Genomic DNA, 21395 nt, shown 5'->3' with positions numbered 1-21395 from the left:
TCTTCATTATTAATGGAAAACGTTTCCTGAAAGCTGAACATTGTTCTATGAAAATGTAGGGAGGAATATGAATGAGTAGAATGAATTCGATGGAAGAAGTATATGCAAAGTTGTCAAGTGATCAAATTGCAGAGATCGAAGAAAAATTTGCAAAGGCAGATGCCGCGCAAAAGATTTTTGAAAAATGGAGTCAGGAAGACATCGACCGAACGATCCAGGCAATCGCTTGGAAAGTGGCCAACACTCAGACATTTAAAGAGCTTGTCAAAATGGGTATCGAAGAAAGCCAGTTTGGAGACCCGGTAAGCCGTGAAAACAAAAAATTTAAAATCAGAGGCGTTCTCAGAGACGCATTGCGTCAGAAAAGCGTAGGTATCATTGATGAGATTCCAGAAAAAGGGATTGTGAAGTACGCGAAGCCGGTTGGGGTTATTGCCTGTGTTGTCCCGGCAACAAATCCTGACTTGACACCTGCGGGCAATGCCATTTATGCGCTGAAAGCCCGGAATGCCATCATTTTTTCTCCCCATCCACGTGCGGCAAAAACCGGGGGCAGGACCATTGAATTAATGAGGGAAGGCCTTCGCCAGGTAGGTGCCCCAGAAGACTTAATTCAAATTTTAGGGCAGGGAAAGGCCAAAATCAACAAGGACTTTTCTGAAGCTTTGAATGCAAAATGTGATTTGGTCATCGCTACCGGAGGTCAAGGTGTGGTGCGCAGAGCCTATCACTCAGGTACACCGGCCTATGGTGTTGGTGCAGGAAATGCCACAATGATCTGGGATGAAACCGCCAAGAATGATCTATACCAGGCAGCACACAACACGATGCTTTCAAAGACGTCTGATTTCGGGTCTGGCTGCTCTGCCGATGGTAACATAGTCATTCATGACAGCATTTATGCAGAGGGTGTGAGAGCACTGGTTGAAGTTGGCGGTTACCTGTTGAACAAACAGGAACAAGATGCGGTTAAACAAGTTATGTGGGATGAAGCTTGTCACCGATTGTCCAACTCAGTTGCACTGTCACCTCAGCGAATGACCGAATTGGCAGGATTTTCAATTCCAGAAGATCGTAAATTCCTGATTGCCACAGGTACCGGGTCCTATACAGAAAGTTATGATGATGTTTGGTGCCGGGAAAAACTCACAACTCTTCTGGCGGTTCATCAGTATGAAGGTGAGTTTCAAAATGCCATCGACATTATCATGGCGATCCATGAAGTTGGCGGTGTCGGTCACAGTGTTGGCATTTTCTCTTTTGATGAAAATCATATTCACAGACTTGCCCTTGAAGCTCATGTTGGCAGAATCATGGTACGCCAGCCTCAGTCAAAAGCCAACGCCGGCGCCTTCACAAACGGAATGCCTATGACATCTAGCATTGGCTGTGGAACTTGGGGTGGAAACGCCACCTCGGAAAATGTTCATTTGCATCATTACATGAATGTCACCTGGGTATCGACAGAAATCCCTGAAGATAAGCCCAGTGACGAAACATTGTTTGGGGAGTTTTACCAGCCCGAAAGAGAAGGTCGGGCGTAAAGAAGGAGGCAGACTGTTGAAAAAATTAATTTCTGTACAAATGGTGGATTACCTTGAACGCCGTGGCGTCGAGTATATTTTTGGCCTTTGTGGTCATACTGTGATTGGATTTCTTGATGCTTTATCAAAATCAGAAAAACTTCAGTACATTTCATTTCGAAATGAACAGTTAGCTGCCATGGCTGCAGATGGATATGCCCGTATTAAAAAGAAAGCGGGCGTGGTCATGTGTCATCTGGGGCCTGGCTTAACCAACGTGATCACCGGAGTAGCCAATGCATCATTTGATTCGATTCCCATGGTGGTAATTGCTGGAGATGTACCACGCTATTACTATGGAAAGCATCCTCACCAGGAAGTCAACATGCATGCCGATGGTTCGCAATATGAAATGCTAAGGCCTATCGTCAAGCGAGCCTGGCGTGTGGATGACGCTGAAGCAATGCCTGAAATATTGGATAAAGCTTTTCGACTGGCTGAAAGCGGCAGACCCGGACCAGTGCTGATCTCTGTTCCCATGGACGTTTTCTCTGTGGAAATAGAAGAAGACCTTTTTGCGCGCACTTATCGTGACAGTCATGAAACCATTAAACCTGCATTAGCGCCTTCAGCAGCCAAATCAATTGCCAGAAAGCTGATTGAAGCGAAAAACCCTGTTATACATGCAGGTGGCGGTGTTTTATTGGCAGACGCTTCTCAGGAACTTGCTGAACTAGTTGAATTTCTCGATATTCCTGTATCAAGAACACTGATGGGGCAAGGATGCCTTTCAGACAAACATCCACTGATGCTTGGTCAAACAGGTTTCTGGGGCTTGGAATTCACTCATCAGTTTACCGCTAATGCCGATGTGTTGTTGGGACTTGGAACCCGTTTTGCTGAAGCTGACAGCTCCAGTTGGTACCCCGGCGTCACTTTTGACATGAACAAAACTGAGTTTTTACAAATTGATATTGATCCGGCTGAAATAGGCCGCAACTATCCGGTGAGTATCGGTGCCGTCGCTGATCTTAAAGAGGCACTGGCACAGATTTTGGACGAAGCGAAAAAACTGAAGCCCGAAGGGATTAGTAAGCCTGAGCTTCGTCAGATGATCAAAGAAAAGCGCGAATCTTTCAAACAGGATAATGTGGCCATCTCTGAAGACAATCGATTCCCCATGACTCCTCAGCGCATTCTGAAAGATGTCAAGGAATCCATTCCTGAAGACAGTTTAATTTTTACTGATGTGGGATGGAACAAAAATGGCGTCGCTCAGCAGTTTGATATTACATTGGCCGGATCCATTCACCATAGTTCAGGTCTGGCGACCATGGGTTTTGGAGCCTCTGCACTGATTGGTGGCAAACTGGCAGCACCGGAAAAGGCTGTGATCACTTTAGTGGGTGACGGTGGCTTTGGTATAAACCCCAGCACGTTGGCGACAGCAGTTGAACAAAACATACCCGTCATCTGGATTGTGATGAACAATGCAGCTTTCGGAACCATTGCCGGTCTTGAGTATGCCAATTACAAAACAAAGTTCGGTACTGTTTTCACCACTCCTGATGGGGAACCATATTCTCCAAACTGGGCAGCTGTTGCAAAAGCCTACGGTGTGGAAGCCCTTAAAATTGAATCTGCCGAAGAGTTCAAACCGGCACTTGAGCAAGCGTTATCCAGCAATAAACCGTTCCTGTTGGATGTTCCCATGGAAAACATTCCTGTACCCACACCAGGTTGCTGGAATATCAATGATATCTATACGCCAAAACAAAATATCAGTAACGGTAAGGTTGTCAAAAATGAACAGGGTGAATATGTGGTTCCCAGCCACTCTACCTCTCATAAATAAGGGCTCTGAGTCCGAAAGGAGAGTCATTGATGTCAAGAAAGTTTTCGCTTGCCTATTTGACGATTCCTGGAACAGATCCCATTGAGCAGATTAGGATTGCAGCGAAAGCCGGCTACGATTGTGTCGGCCTTCGCCCCATCCCCATGCATCTGCCCAACGAACCGCTGTTTCAGTTTGACAAAGATTCCGGCTTATTTAAACTGATAAAGAAAACGTTATCAGATACTGGTATTCAACTCATGGACATTGAGCTGGCCCGTGTAAGGGAAGACTTGAAAGTGGAAGACTATGAGTCAGCTTTTTCTGCGGGTGCAGAACTGGGTGCCACAGATGTTCTTTCCAGCGTTTGGACAAGTAACAAAGAATTTGCAATCGAACAGTTTGCAAAAATATGCGATTTAGCTGCCACGTACAACCTGCGTGTTAATCTTGAGTTTGTGACTTTTTCGGGCGTTCCGGGATTATCAGAAGCGCTGGAAATACTGAAGGCAGTCAATCGTCCCAATGCCGCTCTTATGGTGGACACCCTGCATGCTCACCGATCAAAGGTTGCAGCGAAAGACCTGGCAGAAGTAGATAACTCTCTTTATGGATTTATTCATTTGTGTGACGGCCCAGGTTACATCCCCTCCCTGGATGATCCTGAAATGATTGGAGTCGCAAGAGAAGGGCGATTGTACCCAGGTGACGGTGAAATTGATTTAAAGGGAATGCTTCAGGCAATGCCTCAAAAGCCAATTTCCATAGAACTGCCAAATTCTAAAGAAATTCAGATGCGTGGCACTTTGGGACATGCACTCCAATGCCTTGAAAAAGCGAAAAAATTGCTGGCATATTAATTGGGTGGTGTCATGATGACTGTAACACTGTATGACGGTAAGAGGTAAATAGATGGAAAGAGAGTTGATTAAACGTGCCGGTTAATATCCATACAAAAATGATAGCACTACTTGGTAAACCATTATCTCAGTCATATGCAGCGCGTATGCAAAATGCAGCTTATCGAGCCACCGGACTTAATATGCTCTATTTTTACGCAGAGGTGGAAAATGATCATCTGGAGGATGTCATTAACGGCATTCGTCACATGAATTTTGCCGGGTTTGCAGTTACCAAGCCAAACAAGGTGGAAGTGATGAAATACGTCGATGAAATGGATCCCCTATGTGAAAAGATGAATGCCAGCAACACGGTTGTTCTAAAAGAGGGGCGTTTGATTGCTTACAATACAGACGGAACCGGTTTTTTAAGGTCTCTGATGGAAGAAGCACCTCAGATCAGTCTTCCCGATTCAACATTTATCTGTCTTGGAGCCGGTGGTGCGGGCCGAGCTATTTGTAGCGTCTTGGCATATCATGGGGCCAAAAAGATATATATCTACGATTTAAACATCGCTGCTGCTCAAGAATTGACAAAGGACATCAATGAGCGGTTTGCACCGGTGGCAGAAATGGTTAACCCTGAAGAAGCAAATGCGTTAAAGACAAAAGTTACACTTTCGGACGTGGTGATGAATAACACGGGTCTTGGAATGGCTGCAAGTGCGGATAAAACACCTGTACCAAAGGATTTTCTTAATCCTGGTCAGCTTTGCTTCGATGCTACTTACAACCCGTCCAAAACCAGATTTCTGCTCGAAGCCGAGCAGGTAGGCTGTCAGGTGATGAATGGTCTTGGAATGTCTCTTTATCAGGGAGCCGAACAAATTGAACTGTGGAGCGGCCAGAAGGCCCCTATTGAAGTCATGCGCGAAGAACTTTTTACGATCCTTTCACATCGAGGCGACGTATGACATAATAGATCAAAGGTTATACTTCCATAGTTGAAAGGAGTCGATGTTATGAAAGTTATCAAATGGTTGGACGATCACTTTGAAGAGTCAATCTTAATTATCCTGTTGGCGACTATTTCCACCGTGATGATGGCTCAGATTCTGGCAAGAACCTTTGTGCGTTCCATGCCCTGGCCAGAAGAATTTGCACGATACTGTTATATTTGGACAGTATTTCTTTCCCTCGGCTATACCATTAAGAAAGGAAATATGTTACGAGTTACAGTTGTGATGGACATGCTCCCCCAAAAGCTGCGAAAGTCCATTGAGATTCTTACAAACTTGATGGTACTGGTTTTGTTTGCTATCTTATTTAGATACTCAATCACGTATACTGGCATCATCAAAACAACTGGACAGCTCTCGCCGGCAATGCGGATTCCCATGTGGATGATGTATCTATCCACCAACATTGGATTCGCCCTTGCAGTCGTTCGCATGATTCAAGAAATTATCAACAACTTTAAAAACTTCAATCAAAAAATAGAAACAACAGTTGAGGCTACACTTAAAGAGGCACAGCAGGAAGTTGCATCCACCGGTACAACACTTTCTGATGCGACCAATTTAACAGGAGGTGACGTATAGTGGCATTCTGGATCTTTTTGGTGTTTATGGTTAGTTTAATTTTTGCCATTCCCATTACTATGAGTATGGTATTGGGTGCGCTGACGCCTCTCATACTGGGAGGAACAGGAAGCTCTATTCAACAACTGATTGCCAACAGCTTTTCAGGGTCAGACACAACACCCATACTGGCAGTTCCTTTATTTATCCTTGGCGGTGTTTTAATGGCCGAGGGTGGTATCTCCCGGAGATTATTCAATTTTTTCGCTTATTTTGTTGGAAACCTGCCTGGCGGGTTACCATGTGCAGTCATTCTGACCTGCCTCTTTTATGGTGCTATTTCTGGATCTGGCCCTGCAACCACCGCTGCAGTAGGCTCCATGACCATCCCATTTCTAGTTGAAATGGGGTATAGCAAAACTTGGTCAGCAGGGATGATTGCAACGGCAGGCGGGCTTGGGGTTATTATTCCGCCATCCATTCCATTCGTTCTCTATTCTCTTGCTACAGGAGTCTCCACTGGTGCACTTTTCTTGGGAGGAATTTTGCCTGGAATTCTCATTGGACTTGCAATGATGGTTTACGCGGTGATTTACTGCATTAGAAACGGAGAAGATAAAGAGAAGATCAACATTAAGATGAGCGAATTACGGGCTAAAGGGTTTCTCAGCCTGCTCAAGGAGAGTTTTTGGGCTTTAATGTCTCCCATCATTGTTTTGGGGGGAATCTATTCAGGGATTGTCACCCCGACTGAAGCAGCCGTTATCTCTGTTTTTTATTCTCTTTTTGTATCGCTGGTGATCTACAAGTCTTTTACGGTAAAAAGCATTGTTCCATTCCTGGGAAAAGCAGTCAAAACCTATGCACCCCTTTGCTTTGTGCTTGCTTTTGCCATCGCTTTCGGACGTGTACTGGCACTGGCCAAAGCACCTGCCTTAATTGAAAACTTCATATTAAGCAACTTCACATCCAGTTTTACAGTTCTTACAGGCATTGTGGTGGTTTTTCTGATCCTGGGTATGGTCATGGACACCGGGCCGGCCATTGTTATTTTATCACCCATTCTTCTCCCAGCAGTACAGGCGATGGGAGTTCATCCTGTTCATTTTGGCGTCATCATGGTTTGTTGTCTTTCAATTGGACTGGCAACACCACCATTTGGACTTGATCTTTTTGTTGCCGGAACATTGGCTGATACCGCACCCATGAATGTTGCCAAAACGGCTATACCATTTATTCTGGCATTTGCGATAGCGTTATTTCTCATTACTTATATACCTTGGTTCAGTCTCGTGTTTCTGTAAGAAAAATTCGATGTCAATACCATCAGTCAAAGGAGTGATGCGATGGATTAATCTGCAACTCCAGTAAAGGCGTTGGTTTCAAATGAAGATAAGACAAGGGAGGATATAAAATGAAAAAACTGCTTGTACTTTTACTAGTCGCTTCAATGCTAATGGCAGCATGCGGATCACCAGCACCAGCACCGGCTCAGCCTGCAGAACCATCAGACCAACCTGCAGATCAACCTGCAGCTGCTTCAGGCTTTGATGCGTTAGATCCGGTAGTACTCATTGGTGCAGACAACTCAGGAGTAGGTGCAATCGCCCAACTTTACGGTGAACTTGTGACCGAAAAAGTGGCAGCCATTACTGGCGGGCAACTGACAATCGATTATTTCCCCAACAGCCAGCTGGGGAATGACCAGGAACTCCAGGGACAAATGCTTGCCGGTGACATTGACTTTGTCATTGCGCAAACAGCACAAACAGTGTCATTCGTTCCTGAGGTCGCCATCTTCGACCTGCCCATGGTATTTGCAAAATACAGCGCTGAAGAGATCGATTATGCTCTGAATGCAAGTCCGTTTTATGATCTGATTAACCAGGCTTATGCAGATAAGAATATGTATATCTTGCACTATCTTCAAGGTGGGACTTTCCGCGAAACCACATCAAACAAAGCGATTCGTTCTATTGACGACTTTAATGGGTTGAGAATCAGAACAATGGAAAACCAAAACCATATGGCATTCTGGCAATCACTGGGTGCATCACCAACACCACTTCCCTGGCCTGAAGTATACGTATCTCTTCAGCAAGGACTTGTGGATGCTCAGGAAAATGCAACAGATACCAATGTTGGCGCTAATTTTCAGGAAGTTCAGGATTATCTGATCATGACTCACCATATTTTGTACTGCAACCAATTTCTAATTAATGCAAGTAAGTTTGACAGCCTCGACCCGCTCTACCAGGAAGCGCTGATGCAGGCAGTTAAGGAAGCTGCAGCTGAAATTGAAGCCGGACTTGCAGAAGTTGATGAAAATAACAAACAAATTTTAATTGATGGTGGCATGGAGCTCATTGAGTTTGACGAAAGCTTCGTTGATGAAGTTCTTGTAAAAGCACAGGGAGTATATGATTCCATCGGAACTGCCATCGGACAAGAATATGTAGATGCGCTCTTAAATGCACTGGAAAATGCCCAATAACTGATTTTACAACACAGAAGCATTGATGCAAATGCAGCCAGATTGGTTTCTGGCTGCATTTCAACAAAACCCTGGCTTATATAATGCACCGTTCTTTTTATATACACTTTCAGAACAAAAACAGGAAGGAAGAAGTGATACATGCACAAATTGCAACAGGATAAGCAGCTAACATTGGAACAACGACAGGAGCTGGACACAGCACTGTTTAAGGCCCGCGAAGCTCAAAAGATAATCGAACACTATGGCCAAAGAGAGATCGATCACTTGATACAAGCAATAGCCTGGTCAGTTGCCAATAAACAAACTTTTGAAAAACTATCTCTCATGGGCGTTGAAGAAAGTCGGTTGGGAGACCCAGTGGGACGCGTTAATAAGCGTTTTAAAATTAAAGGGATTTTGAGGGATGCTTTGCGTCAGAAAAGTGTTGGCATCATTGAAGAAATACCCGAAAAAGGAATTGTCAAATATGCAAAACCCATCGGTATTATTGGTTCAATCGTTCCAACAACGAACCCGGAATTAACTCCTTCTGGAACTGCCATATATGGCATTAAAGCCCGAAATGCAATTATTTATTCACCTCATCCACGTTCGAGAAAAACCACTTTTGAAACAGTTCGATATATGCGAGAAGCTCTCGAACGAGAAGGTGCGCCAGCAGACTTGTTGCAATGTCTTCAAAATGTGAATATCCCCATGACCAAGGCACTGATGGCCGAAGTAGATTTAGTACTGGCCACAGGTGGGCCTGACATGGTTAAATCTGCCTATAGCTCAGGAACGCCTGCTTATGGTGTTGGTTCCGGAAACTCTACCATGATTATTGACGAAACTGCTGACATTCAAGAAGCGGCCATGAACACTCGAATGAGTAAAACTTCAGACTTTGGTTCAGGATGCTCCGCAGATGGAAACTTGATTATCGAAGAAAGCATCTATGAAAAAATGTTGGATCAATTGCAGCTGGAAGGTGGCTATTTGGCCAGTGAAGAAGAAAAAGCTCTTCTAAAAAAAGCTATGTGGGACGAGGAAGGTCACCGCTTACCAGATACAGTTGCACAGGCAGCACCTGATCTGGCTAAAAAAGCCGGATTTACAATTTCCGATGACCGCAAGTTTATTATAGTTATTGGAGATGAAATTGGAAAAGAGCATTTCTTCTCCAGCGAAAAACTGACAACTTTGTTGGCAGTATATCGATACACCGGTTTTGATCAGGCACTGGAAATGATGCGTGCTATTTATGAGGTCAAGGGTAAAGGCCATTCTTGTGGTATTTATTCCTTTGATGATGCTCACATTCATCAGTTAGCTATGATTGCTCCCGTCAGCAGAATCATGGTGAGACAACCCCAATCAAAAGCTAATGCCGGCGCCTTCAATAATGGGATGCCCATGACTTCCAGTTTAGGTTGTGGATCCTGGGGCGGGAATATTATTTCAGAAAATGTTAATTTGAAGCATTACATGAACACCACATGGGTATCACGCCCGATTCAGGAAGATAGACCCTCTGACGAGGAACTTTTTGGTAAATTCTTTGACCCGGAGTTGGAAAAGTAGCCTCATTTTATGGACACCCCCCTTTGTTTAGCGAGACTGGCAATTAGATCTTTATGATTTAAGCCATGTCTCGCATTTTTTTTGAAAAAATCAGCTTTAAATGAAACTGCTATAATTGTTTGCTTCTTCCAGCACGGATGACATGAGAGATATTTCCAAAACACTGAAACCTGTTCAATAATTGGTTAATATGATATACTTGTATCGTTATCAAGCTGAACACACAAAGGATTCAAGGGATTTAGGGCACTACTATCATATAATCTGGAGGAATCACATGAATGCTCGATTAACTGCCATTCGCAACTGGATAGCCGCTGAAAAACTGGATGCTGTGTTGTTGTCAAAACCAGCCAACCGAAAATACGCCGCCGGATTCACCGGATCGGCAGGCACCGTAGTGGTTACACCCGATCATCAATACCTGATAACCGATTTCAGGTATAAAAGTCAGGTGTCGGAACAGAGCCCTGATTTTACATATTTACAGATCGATAAGCACGAATCGGCCATTAAGCATCTGCGGGAACTAGGATTTAAACGGGTAGGGATCGAAGAAGAATTCATCAGTTACTCACTTGCCTGTGAATACGAAAAGGGAGTTCCTGGCATAGAGTTGGTTCCTATGAATAACCAAATGACGATTTTTCGTTCTGTCAAAGAACCTGGTGAGGCAGAAATTATTCGCCGAGCTGCAGCCATTGCAGATAAAGGCTGGGAAATGATTCTTAATAAAATACAACCGGGCATTTCTGAGAATGCATTGGCGTTGGAGCTTGAATTTTATATGCGTCAAAATGGTGCCGATGGTGTCAGCTTTCAATTTATAGTTGCATCGGGGCTGCGGTCAGCCTTGCCTCATGGCATTGCTTCTGATAAACTGATTGAGGTTGGCGATTTTCTTACATTTGATTATGGTAATCTGGTTGACGGATACTGCTCTGATATGACACGAACCGTCGTAGTGGGAAAAGCAACTGATCGCCAGAAAGAAATATACCAAACCGTTCTTAACGCACAAAAAGCCGCGCTGAAGGCAGTACGGCCCGGGATCACAGGTATTGAACTGGATGAAATTGCGCGACAGATCATTACTGAAGCAGGTTTTGGTGATTATTTTGGCCACGGGTTGGGGCATGGGGTTGGTCTCGAAATTCATGAACTGCCTCATGTGAATCATCTGGGCAAGGTTCCCTTGGAACCTGGCATGGTGATCACCATTGAACCGGGCATCTATATCCCCGATGAGGGTGGTGTCCGCATTGAAGATTTAGTTTTAGTAACGGCTGATGGATATGAGGTATTATCTCATTCCAATAAAGAGTTGGTGGAAGTTCCTGTGTAGAACCCGGAGTCAGTCTATTCTAACGAGATGCGGAGGATGAACTATGATTTATGCAAGTGATTTTCGAAAGGGGAAAACTTTTCAAAAGGAAGGCGAACCATGTGTTGTGGTTGACTTTCAACACGTAAAACCAGGCAAAGGTGCGGCTTTTGTTCGTACTAAATACAAAAACCTTAAAACTGGTGCTATTCGCGAAGAAGCCTTTAACCCCAACGACAAGTTTGAATTGGCAATTATTGAAACAAAGGAAATGCAGTATCTTTATAGTGATGGTGAATTGTATTTCTTCATGGATAACGAGACCTATGAACAGGTTCCTTTGACAAAAGAAATTGTGGAAGATTCGATTATTTATCTAAAAGAAAATGATAGTGCCACTGTTAAATTTTATCAGGGCAGTGCGTTTCAGTTGGATGCTCCCAATTTTGTGGAACTTCAGGTAACTGAATGTGAACCCGGCATTAAAGGAGATACGGCTTCCAATGTGACCAAAGCTGCCACTGTGGAAACAGGCGCTATCGTTCAGGTGCCCCTTTTTGTTAACGAAGGTGATGTGATTCGTATTGATACCCGATCCGGTGAATATATGTCCCGGGTATAAAGTCGTTTTGACGATATGTTTTTTAAAAAGCAGTGTAGACTGGATACATTCTCTTTAAAATGTGTCAACAAATGTTATTTACAAACAAGGGTGTTTAGACAAGGAGGCGTAATATGAACCATCTTTTTGAAAATGTGGCTTACCTCAAAGGACTGGCAGAAGGCTTAAACATTAAAGAGTCATCAAAAGAAGGAAAACTGCTGCTGGGGATTTTGGACACCCTGGAAGAAATCGTTGCATCGATGGAAGAATTACAGGAAGAACAGGAAGATCTTGCTGATTATGTTGAAGCGCTGGATGATGATTTGGCAGAAGCTGAATCACTTATTTCTGACGACTTTGACGAAAATGATGATGATGATGATTATGAAGATGAAGAAATTGACTTCATGGAAATCGAGTGTCCAAAGTGTGGTGAAGCCATCTATCTTGATGAGGATATTTTGTATGATGAGGATGCAGAAATACTGTGCCCACAATGCCATGAGCTCATCGAATTTGCTGATGATGACTTCTGTGAAGAGGGTTGCTGCTGCGGTGGCGATTGCCATGATGACGAAGAAGAAGAAGTTGTCGCAGAGGATCATCAACAGGAATAGTGCTGAAAACATGTGTTGGCGAAAGAAAATCCTTTGATCACTCATGGGATTTTCTTTGTTAAGGAGGATGCTAAATGGTTATGGAAGAGCATCGCAGTGGAGAAATTCACATTGCTGAAGATGTGATTGCCACAATTGCCAGTTTAAGTGCCACTGATGTGAAGGGCGTTGCTGGTATGAGCGGCGGCCTTACCGGCGGTATTGCCGATGTTTTGGGCAAAAAAAACCTTTCTAAAGGTGTTAAAGTCGAAGTGAAAAATCAGGTGGTCTATCTTCATTTAAATTTGGTACTGGAATACGGCATTGCCATCCCTGATATAGCCTGGGAAATTCAGGATAAAGTCAAAACTATGGTTGAAACCATGACAGCGCTGAAAGTAGGTGCTGTAGACATTCATGTGCAGGCAGTGCGGTTTCCCGAAGAAAGCATTGATACTGCCCGTGAATCGTCTTAACCTGTGAGTGGAGGTACCCTGCATGAAGCGTAAAGAAGCCAGAGAACTGTGTATGCAGTTAGTATACGAAATGATCATCAAGAATGAGTTTAGTTTGGCGGGGTATCAACATTTTCTTGAGGACGCCCCTGAAAGTCCTGATCAGGATGTTTACATTAGACAGGTGCTTACCTCTGTGATTGAACGTCATGATGAAGTTGACCAAATGATTCGATCTTATGCCATTGACTGGCAGATGGAACGTATTGCCCGGGTGGATCTGGCAATTCTTCGTGTTTCAATTGCGGAATTACTGGATTTAGATGACATTCCCAGTTATGTCTCTGTGAATGAAGCAATTGAGATGGCAAAAAAGTTTAGTACCGAAAATTCATCAGCCTTTGTTAATGGCATTTTGGGCACCTACCTGAAAGACCGGGGGGAAGATCGTCATGCAACTCCCTGAAGCAGTTTTAGCTTTTGATACCAGTAATTATACCACCTCAATTGCTTTAATGGATACTTCCTATCAGCTCTTGGATCAACGACGTCAATTGTTAACTGTAACAGAAGGAAAACGGGGCCTCAGACAATCTGAAGCCCTTTTTCAGCATGTTCGGGAATTACCGGTTCTGTTGAAATCCATGGAAAGTGCTTTAAGTCAGGTATGTTTAAAAGCAGTGGGGTACAGCAATCGACCACGTGATATTGAAGGTTCTTACATGCCTGTTTTTCTGGCGGGTGAATCCCTGGCCAGGTCTGTGGCTGTCATCCATCAGGTTCCCTGCTTTTCTTACAGTCATCAGGAAGGTCATCTGGCAGCTGGACTTTGGTCTTTAGGGCTTGAAATGAACCGCCCATTTTATGCACTTCACCTTTCCGGCGGAACAACAGAATTACTGCGCGTGGCACCAACGCGTGAAGTGGGATATACTGCCGTTGTTGTGGCACAAACCAGCGATATCAGCTTGGGGCAGCTCATTGACCGCCTTGGTGTTGCCATGGGTTTGTCTTTCCCTGCAGGACCTGCCTTGGAAAAATTAGCTCAAAAGAATGAACTTCCCTTGATTGAAATTCCTTTCTCTATCCATCAAAATCAGAACAGCCAAAAACATGGTTGTCACCTGGAGTTAAGTCTTTCAGGTCCGGAAACATTTTTACAACGATGCCTGCAATCAGGCATGCATTCCAATGAACAACTGGCTGCCAGTATTTTTCATTTTTCCGGTATTTTATTGGGAAAATTGATGAAGAAGGCATGGACTTTGGAACCACTTACTTCACTACTCACTGTTGGGGGAGTAGCATCGAACTGTCTGGTGCGTGAAACGATGGAAACTTTTCTAAAAAAACTTCCATTAACCATCCACCATGCCCAGCAGGAATTTTGCAGTGATAACGCTGCAGGAACTGCTGTATTAACAGCTGCCCATATCAACCAGATATTTACAAACCAATAGTTATTATTTCTGGTGGAGGAGTTGATTGTCATTCGCATCAAAACACTGTCTGTCTCACAGCTGAATCTTTATATTAAACGACTCATTCAGGCAGACCCTATTTTACATATGGCACAGGTAGCAGGCGAAGTTTCCAACTGTACTTATCACAGTAGTGGACATGTCTACTTTTCACTTAAAGATGAAAACAGCCGGGTAAGGTGTGTCATGTTCCGTCAACAGGTACAGCTTCTGTCTTTTCGCATGAAAGATGGGATGCGGGTGACTGTTTCAGGAGCTGTTTCACTTTACGAACGCGATGGCCAATACCAGATTATAGCCGCACGTGTAGAAGAAACAGGTTTGGGAGACTGGTTTCTCGCTTTCCAACAATTAAAAGAGAAGCTGAAAAAAGAAGGACTGATGGACGAATCTCAAAAAAAGACGCTGCCCCCTTTTCCTGAGAATATTGGCATCATTACATCTGAATCAAGTGCTGCATTACAGGATTTTTTAACAGTTTTAAAACGTCGCTGGCCAATTGCGAAGCTGTATCTTTTTCCGGCACAGGTTCAGGGTGAACAGGCGTCATCTTCACTCACGGAAGCTATGAACAAAGCAGCTACCCATCCCCTCGATTTGATCTTATTAGGCCGGGGAGGCGGATCAGTCGAAGAGCTGTGGGCATTTAACAGCGAATCTCTGGCATATGCCATTGCACGATCGCCCATTCCTGTTGTGACCGGCATTGGTCATGAAACCGATTTTACAATTGCTGATTTTGTAGCAGATCAACGAGCTAATACTCCTACTGCCGCAGCAGAATTAGCAGTCCCGGATCATGTCTTGCTTGAGCGTCAGCTGAATCAACTTTTTATTCGTTTGAGACGCAGTACCAGTGAACGAATTGAACGTCACAGGTATCAGCTAAACAGTTTGTATCGTAGCACGCCGCTTCGTTCCCCACGCAGTTTTCTTGAAGAACGGCAACAAGCACTGGACATGTTACAACATCGGATAATCACTCGAATGCAAACAAAACTTCGAGAGCAACGAATGATTCTTCAACACAAAGGAGAACAATTGAATCAACTAAGCCCTTTGAACGTTCTTGGCAGGGGGTATGCTTTCGTCAGGGACCAGTCAGACAATATGATTGCTGCCATACAGCAAGTTAACACTGGCGACACTGTTTGCGTCCAGTTACAGGATGGTCACTTTCAGGCACAGGTAACCGATGTGGAAAAAACAGGCAAGAAATGCGCTGTTGAAGGAGGAAGCAATTAATGGCCGCCCGAAAAAAAACTTATGAAACTGCCTTTAAACGACTGGAAGAAATTACCGATAAACTTGAAAATCAATCCTTGGGTCTGGAGGAATCTTTATCCCTCTTTCAAGAGGGAATTCAACTTTATCGTCAGTGTCATGAGAAGCTGACAAAGGCAGAAGAAACGCTTACCGTCGTTCTGTCAGAATCAGATCTCGAGACCACCAAATCATTCCAGAATGAAATGGAGGATGCCTGATGGAATGGCGCGATCAGCTGAATCATTACATCGAAATGATAAACCACTCATTGCGTGAATATACGAATATTGGTGATGAAAGAAATCATTTGGTTGTTGAAGCCATGCAGTACAGTTTATTTGCCGGCGGAAAGAGACTTCGCCCGGTGTTGACACTGGCCGTTACTGAAATGCTGAATGGGACAGTGGAGAAAGCGATGCCGTACGCCTGCGCACTTGAAATGATACATACGTATTCATTGATTCATGATGACTTACCTGCCATGGATAATGATGATTTCAGGCGGGGAAAGCCTACTAATCATAAAATATTTGGTGATGGGGTTGCCATCCTGGCGGGAGATGGTTTGTTGAATCTTGCTTATGAAATAATGCTGCAGGATTTACTCCTGAAGAAAAATCCCGATTCGTTTATTCGCGCCATGAAGTGTATCGGCAATGCTGCGGGAGTAAGAGGAATGATTGGCGGCCAAACCGCCGATCTGATAAATGAAGGAAAATCGGTAACTGCCGAGACACTGACCTACATTCATCAACAAAAAACAGGTGCCTTGTTGTCAGCCTCTCTCACAGCAGGTGCCTATGCGGCCGAAGCCGATGAACAGACTGCGTCAGAATTAGCAGCAGCAGGTCACGCTTTGGGTATGGCATTTCAAATTCAAGATGATCTGCTTGATTTGGATGGCAGTGCTGAAGAATTGGGAAAGCCAATTGGCAGCGACTTGCGCAATAATAAAGCCACCTTTCCTTCTCTTTATGGCATTGACGATTCTCGAAAACAGGTGAAATCTTTGACAAATAAAACGCTTGCAACTTTTAAGTCATATGGAGAATCATCAGAATTCCTACAGTCACTGGCCCGTTATCTTGTTAATCGTCGCTCTTGATGATTGATGAAAATCCAATCTGCGTATCAAATTACGATTGGGGTAATTCTAAAAAAAGGGGTGATGCCATGGACATTCTGGCAGGAATCGGAAATAATCGCATTCTCTGGATCACTATTATTGCCTGGTTTATTGCCCAGGTCTTAAAAGTCATAACCACTCTTTTAATGGATAAGCATTTAAACTTATTGCGCCTTGTCGGTTCTGGAGGTATGCCAAGTTCACATTCGTCGTTTGTCATGAGTCTTGCAACTGGTGTTGGAAAACTACATGGATGGGATTCATCGATCTTTGCGCTGTCACTGGTATTTGCTTTAGTAGTGATGTACGATGCAGCAGGTGTTCGATATGCTGTTGGACGCCAGGCAGTGATTCTAAATCAAATCATTGAAGATTTTCATCATCATCGAAAAGATAAAAAGCTCACTGAAAATCGATTGAAAGAATTAGTGGGACATACACCCTATGAAGTGTTTGCTGGTGCTGTACTTGGAATTGCCATCGCATGGTGGCTGGTTTGATGATACGCCTGCATTATGGTATAATATAGTCAGAAACTGCAGTGGTGCAGTATTCTAGTCAGTTCTGCCGGTTGCTGAGGGCGGGCCTAAAAATCCGTCAAAGGGCACATCGATGAAGTTCCTGGTTTCGGCTTGCGACGCCCAGTCGTGGGTCCTTTCTGGGAGTAAGAAGATGGGGGCGATCCGCAATGGCATGCGGGCGTTGACCCTCGCTTCGTGGAGGCCTTATTCAGTGCAGACTGAGAAGGTAGAAACCTGTGCAGGCGTCTTGAGAGACAGCGTAGCGCACAGCGTAGCCTGCCTTGAGTGGGGTAAGCAGATAGGTGGATCAGGTTCTCTGAGCCAGGGCCCGGTAAAGGGGATTATTGCCACCTGAAACTTATGCTGCAAAAGAGGCTAAGAACCGGCAGTATTGTAGAGGAAATCTCCTAGACTGTTCGCAAGAGACCTTTCAGGGATTACAGTGCGGACTAAGTGGCAATCCAGTTCTGCTATTGGCGACAAGGCAGGGACATCTTTAAAGGGAAACCGCTGTGCTGGCGACACGCAGTAGAAGTCTGGGAAAACTTACTGGACCTAAGCCGTAAAATTTACCTGACGGGTTACCACTGTGGGTTCTGCTGATAGCTGAGTCATGCTATCAGTTTTCCTTTTTGACTTTAGGTCCCGGTAAACTGGCTCTGTTATTTTGAATCTGGAGGAACGGAATGTGGCAAAATTTAAAAAACCACCCCGAAACGGGCGTGGTGAGCAGGGACATATTGAAGAACTGTTCAAAAAATATAATATCAAATGGGTTGTTACCGTTTCGATATGGACTTTTTTCTTGGCTGCGTTATTCAACTATCTATCGGAACAGTTACTGATTCGTGCTGAGATTGTTGCTTCTTTTTTCATTCTCATCAGCATTATCTTGTTAGGTGTTTTTTTTGATATGGTGGGAATTGCTGTGGCCGTCGCTTCAGAAAAGCCCTTTCACGCCATGGCCGCAGATAAAGTACCTTCTGCCCGGGCCGCCATCCGTCTGCTCAAAAATGCGGGGGTAGTCTCCAATATCTGTAATGACGTCGTTGGCGACATTTGCGGTATCATCAGCGGTGTCGCAGCTGCCACCATTTTGCTTAAAATTGTGCCGCAAATGCCGATGCTTCATCAATTACTGGTGACCCTGGTTCTGGGAGGCTTTGTTGCGTCCTTAACTGTGGGAGGTAAAGCCATTGGAAAAAATATTGCCCTTGAAAAATCCCATGAAATTGTTCATGCGGTTGCAAAAATTTCATGGGTATTCACACGTTCGACAAATTAATTTCTCGTTTTTCAGCGAACTTCAACGCAGCCTTTACTATATAGAAAGGCTGTTTTTCAATAAAATCTCCTCAAATGATTGATTCTAACCGGCACAAGGGTTACAATGAACTCATAATGGTTCAAACTGAAATATTTATGATGGTAATGGAAAGAGAGAGGATTTCATGACTTCTTTACTGGAACAGATTCAGTCACCAAAGGATCTCCAGGCACTTAACGAAAAAGAACTGACAATGCTGGCTCAAGAAATTAGACAATTTCTGGTTACCAGCGTTTCTAAAACTGGTGGCCACTTAGCTTCCAACCTGGGTGTTGTTGAGTTAACACTGGCACTGCATCAGGTCTATGATACCTTTCAGGATAAAATCATTTGGGATGTTGGACATCAGACTTATGTTCATAAGTTGCTGACAGGACGATTACAAACGTTTCATACATTGAGACAATATGGTGGCATAAGTGGATTCCCCAAAAGACATGAAAGTCTTCATGACCATTTTAACACCGGCCACAGTGCCACCTCTATATCTGCTGCTTTAGGCATGGCTACAGCCCGTGACTTAAAAGGCGAAAAACATCAGATCGCTGCAGTCATAGGTGACGGTGCCATGACAGGTGGAATGGCCTTTGAAGCATTGAACCACGCTGGTCAGAGCCATTTGGATCTGACTGTTGTACTCAACGATAACAAAATGTCGATAGCCAGAAATGTGGGTGGTTTATCCAATTATCTCACTCGCATTCGTACAATGCCGGTTTATTCCAGACTAAAAGAAGACCTTGAACATTTAATGGACCACTTTGCCATAGGAAAATCTTTCTATCGAACTGCAGAAAAAGCAAAAGATTCCATTAAATACTTCTTTGTTCCAGGAGTCCTTTTCGAAGAATTAGGCTTTACTTATATAGGCCCGATTGATGGACATCAGATACATGATCTGAAGGAAGCTTTTCGTCTCGCCCGGCGCATTGGAGGTCCTAAACTGGTTCATGTGATGACTGTTAAAGGAAAGGGTTATGGACCTGCTGAAAAGTTTCCTGCCAAGTTTCATGGCATTGGCACTTTTGACCCTGAAACAGGTAAAACACCTTTATTGACGCGGACTCCCTCGTTTTCGCAAATTGCAGGAAGCACTTTGGAGTCACTGGCAGAGAGTGACCCGAGAGTGGTTGCCATTACCGCCGCCATGCCTGACGGAACTGGCTTAACCAATTTTGAGCACCGCTTTCCCCACCGTTTTTTTGATGTTGGCATCGCAGAACAACATGCGGTAACATTTGCTGCAGGACAGGCAGCAGCAGGCTTGCGACCATTTTTTGCAGTTTATTCTTCTTTTTTACAAAGAGGCTATGATCAATTGATTCATGATGTTTGCTTGCAGAATTTACCCGTCACTTTCTTGGTAGATCGTGCAGGGCTGGTGGGAAATGACGGCGAAACTCATCACGGCGTTTTTGATATTTCATGTCTTTCTGCCATTCCCAATTTGACAATTCTATCACCAGCAGACGGTACAGAACTCTCTGATATGATGCGGTACTCCCTTGAACTGAATAGTCCTGTTTTGATTCGTTATCCAAGAGGAGAAGCGCACGCGCTTACTGTCAAGAGAGAACCCATTCAATATGGCAAAGGCTCGGTGCTGCAGGTGGATGGTAATGATTATCTGATCATAGCGCTGGGCACCATGGTTCACAGAGCTTTGGAAGTACTTAATCAAACAGCAAAAGACGGACTCTTTGGTCAAATCATTAATCCCCGGTTTGTCAAACCGCTGGATCACACTTTACTGCTTCGCCATGGCCAACAAGTTCGGCAGGTATACGTACTTGAGGAGAACCAGCAGATTGGCGGTTTAGGACGACAAGTGCAGGCACTCTATCAGGAAAATCAACTCACTTGCCCGGTTCACACTCTGGGGCTTCCAGACAACTTCACGCCCCAGGGAGATATGAACCATTTATATCAGCATCTTGAATTAACTGTTGAAAAATTGGTACAGCGCATTCATAAAGATAGTTCCCAAACATCCCGACAACCACACAAAGTGGTTTCAATGAATTTAACGGAGAAACGATCCTATGGCAAAACAGCGAATTGACCTGTTGTTGGTTGAGAAAGGTCTGTTCTCCAGCAGAGAGAAAGCTCGGGCCGCCATTATGGCTGGGCAGATTCTTGCTGACAGAGAACGGATTGACAAAGCCGGCACCCAGGTGCATTTAGATGCAATCATTGAAATTAAAGGAAAGCCTCTTGCTTTTGTCAGCAGAGGTGGCTTAAAACTGGAAAAGGCTATTGAACAATTTCACCTATCCCTGAAGGAAAAGGTATGCATGGACATCGGTGCCTCCACCGGAGGATTTACTGACTGTATGCTTCAACATGGTGCTTCAAGAGTTTATGCCGTCGATGTGGGTTACGGTCAGTTGGACTGGAACCTACGTAATGACCCGCGAGTGGTGGTCATGGAGCGCACTAATATTCGTTATGTCACACCCGAAGATTTAAATGAAGCCATGGATATGATTTCCATTGATGTTTCATTCATATCGCTCAAACTGGTATTGCCTGTAGCATATCATTTGTTAAAGTCTGGCGGTGTGGTTGTCGCACTCATTAAGCCACAGTTTGAAGCAGGGAAAAGTCAAGTGGGTAAAAACGGTGTCGTGCGTGATGCCATCATCCATGAGCATGTCATCACAGAGGTTGCCAGCTTTGCCACATCAGTGGGATTTTCTGTTGAAGAACTTGATTTTTCCCCTATTCGTGGCCCAAAAGGAAATGTGGAATTTCTGACGCTTCTGTCAAAAAATTCTATTTCCTCAGAAACTGTTGCATCACTTGAAAAAGTGAAAGCGGTTGTTCTCAAAGCTCATCAACATCAATGGTGACTGGTCA

General features: G+C 44.2%; 21 protein-coding genes. All 21 read left to right on the top strand.

Features of this window, described 5'->3' with window-relative positions:
* Positions 1-71 precede the first annotated feature (71 nt).
* Positions 72-1544 carry an aldehyde dehydrogenase family protein gene (locus QOL74_RS05970; protein WP_283408529.1) on the top strand — a complete coding sequence of 491 codons (1473 nt, stop codon included), beginning with the start codon at positions 72-74 and terminating at the stop codon, positions 1542-1544.
* A 16-nt stretch (positions 1545-1560) separates the two neighbouring features.
* Positions 1561-3378, top strand: a complete 1818-nt coding sequence (locus QOL74_RS05965) for a thiamine pyrophosphate-binding protein (RefSeq protein WP_283408528.1) — start codon at positions 1561-1563, stop codon at positions 3376-3378.
* A 29-nt stretch (positions 3379-3407) separates the two neighbouring features.
* Positions 3408-4217: a sugar phosphate isomerase/epimerase family protein gene (locus tag QOL74_RS05960; protein ID WP_283408527.1), complete on the top strand. Its 810-nt coding sequence runs from the start codon at positions 3408-3410 to the stop codon at positions 4215-4217.
* A 74-nt stretch (positions 4218-4291) separates the two neighbouring features.
* Positions 4292-5170, top strand: coding sequence for a shikimate dehydrogenase (gene aroE / locus QOL74_RS05955; protein ID WP_283408526.1), 879 nt, complete (start codon positions 4292-4294; stop codon positions 5168-5170).
* Between the two features lie 48 nt (positions 5171-5218).
* Positions 5219-5797, top strand: coding sequence for a TRAP transporter small permease (locus tag QOL74_RS05950; protein ID WP_283408525.1), 579 nt, complete (start codon positions 5219-5221; stop codon positions 5795-5797).
* Positions 5797-7080: a TRAP transporter large permease gene (locus QOL74_RS05945; RefSeq protein ID WP_346771721.1), complete on the top strand. Its 1284-nt coding sequence runs from the start codon at positions 5797-5799 to the stop codon at positions 7078-7080. Before QOL74_RS05950 ends, QOL74_RS05945 begins: the two co-directional genes overlap by 1 nt.
* A 110-nt stretch (positions 7081-7190) precedes the next feature.
* On the top strand, positions 7191-8270 hold the full coding sequence (locus QOL74_RS05940) for a TRAP transporter substrate-binding protein (protein ID WP_283408524.1): 1080 nt from the start codon (positions 7191-7193) through the stop codon (positions 8268-8270).
* A 141-nt stretch (positions 8271-8411) separates the two neighbouring features.
* Positions 8412-9836, top strand: coding sequence for an aldehyde dehydrogenase family protein (locus tag QOL74_RS05935; RefSeq protein WP_283408523.1), 1425 nt, complete (start codon positions 8412-8414; stop codon positions 9834-9836).
* A 277-nt stretch (positions 9837-10113) separates the two neighbouring features.
* Positions 10114-11181: a M24 family metallopeptidase gene (locus QOL74_RS05930; protein ID WP_283408522.1), complete on the top strand. Its 1068-nt coding sequence runs from the start codon at positions 10114-10116 to the stop codon at positions 11179-11181.
* A 43-nt stretch (positions 11182-11224) separates the two neighbouring features.
* The gene (gene efp / locus QOL74_RS05925) at positions 11225-11782 is read left to right on the top strand and encodes an elongation factor P (RefSeq protein ID WP_283408521.1); all 558 of its coding nucleotides are present in this window, start codon (positions 11225-11227) and stop codon (positions 11780-11782) included.
* A gap of 113 nt (positions 11783-11895) precedes the next feature.
* A complete protein-coding gene (locus QOL74_RS05920) occupies positions 11896-12381 on the top strand; it encodes a CD1247 N-terminal domain-containing protein (RefSeq protein ID WP_283408520.1) in 486 nt (161 codons plus the stop codon).
* A gap of 74 nt (positions 12382-12455) precedes the next feature.
* Positions 12456-12836, top strand: coding sequence for an Asp23/Gls24 family envelope stress response protein (locus QOL74_RS05915; protein WP_430383857.1), 381 nt, complete (start codon positions 12456-12458; stop codon positions 12834-12836).
* Positions 12837-12858: 22 nt separating this feature from the next.
* The gene (gene nusB / locus QOL74_RS05910; protein WP_283408519.1) at positions 12859-13281 is read left to right on the top strand and encodes a transcription antitermination factor NusB; all 423 of its coding nucleotides are present in this window, start codon (positions 12859-12861) and stop codon (positions 13279-13281) included.
* Complete coding sequence (locus QOL74_RS05905) at positions 13268-14275, top strand: tRNA (adenosine(37)-N6)-threonylcarbamoyltransferase complex transferase subunit TsaD (RefSeq protein WP_283408518.1); 1008 nt, start codon at positions 13268-13270, stop codon at positions 14273-14275. The genes nusB and QOL74_RS05905 overlap by 14 nt, the downstream gene beginning before the upstream one ends.
* Before the next feature lie 12 nt (positions 14276-14287).
* On the top strand, positions 14288-15541 hold the full coding sequence (gene xseA, locus QOL74_RS05900; protein ID WP_283408517.1) for an exodeoxyribonuclease VII large subunit: 1254 nt from the start codon (positions 14288-14290) through the stop codon (positions 15539-15541).
* Positions 15541-15780 carry an exodeoxyribonuclease VII small subunit gene (gene xseB, locus QOL74_RS05895; protein WP_283408516.1) on the top strand — a complete coding sequence of 80 codons (240 nt, stop codon included), beginning with the start codon at positions 15541-15543 and terminating at the stop codon, positions 15778-15780. The genes xseA and xseB overlap by 1 nt, the downstream gene beginning before the upstream one ends.
* On the top strand, positions 15780-16667 hold the full coding sequence (locus QOL74_RS05890) for a polyprenyl synthetase family protein (protein ID WP_283408515.1): 888 nt from the start codon (positions 15780-15782) through the stop codon (positions 16665-16667). The genes xseB and QOL74_RS05890 overlap by 1 nt, the downstream gene beginning before the upstream one ends.
* Positions 16668-16735: 68 nt before the next feature.
* Entirely contained in the window at positions 16736-17188 is a 453-nt protein-coding gene (locus QOL74_RS05885; RefSeq protein WP_283408514.1) for a divergent PAP2 family protein, read from the top strand.
* Between the two features lie 709 nt (positions 17189-17897).
* Complete coding sequence (locus QOL74_RS05880) at positions 17898-18494, top strand: CNNM metal transporter family protein (protein ID WP_283408513.1); 597 nt, start codon at positions 17898-17900, stop codon at positions 18492-18494.
* Positions 18495-18660: 166 nt separating this feature from the next.
* Entirely contained in the window at positions 18661-20598 is a 1938-nt protein-coding gene (dxs, locus tag QOL74_RS05875; RefSeq protein ID WP_283408512.1) for a 1-deoxy-D-xylulose-5-phosphate synthase, read from the top strand.
* Complete coding sequence (locus tag QOL74_RS05870) at positions 20579-21388, top strand: TlyA family RNA methyltransferase (protein ID WP_283408511.1); 810 nt, start codon at positions 20579-20581, stop codon at positions 21386-21388. Before dxs ends, QOL74_RS05870 begins: the two co-directional genes overlap by 20 nt.
* Positions 21389-21395: the final 7 nt, after the last annotated feature.

It is taken from the genome of Anoxynatronum buryatiense, from assembly GCF_900182905.1.
GTDB lineage: Bacteria > Bacillota > Clostridia > Peptostreptococcales > Tindalliaceae > Anoxynatronum > Anoxynatronum buryatiense.
This window is presented reverse-complemented; position numbering and strand designations above follow the sequence as displayed.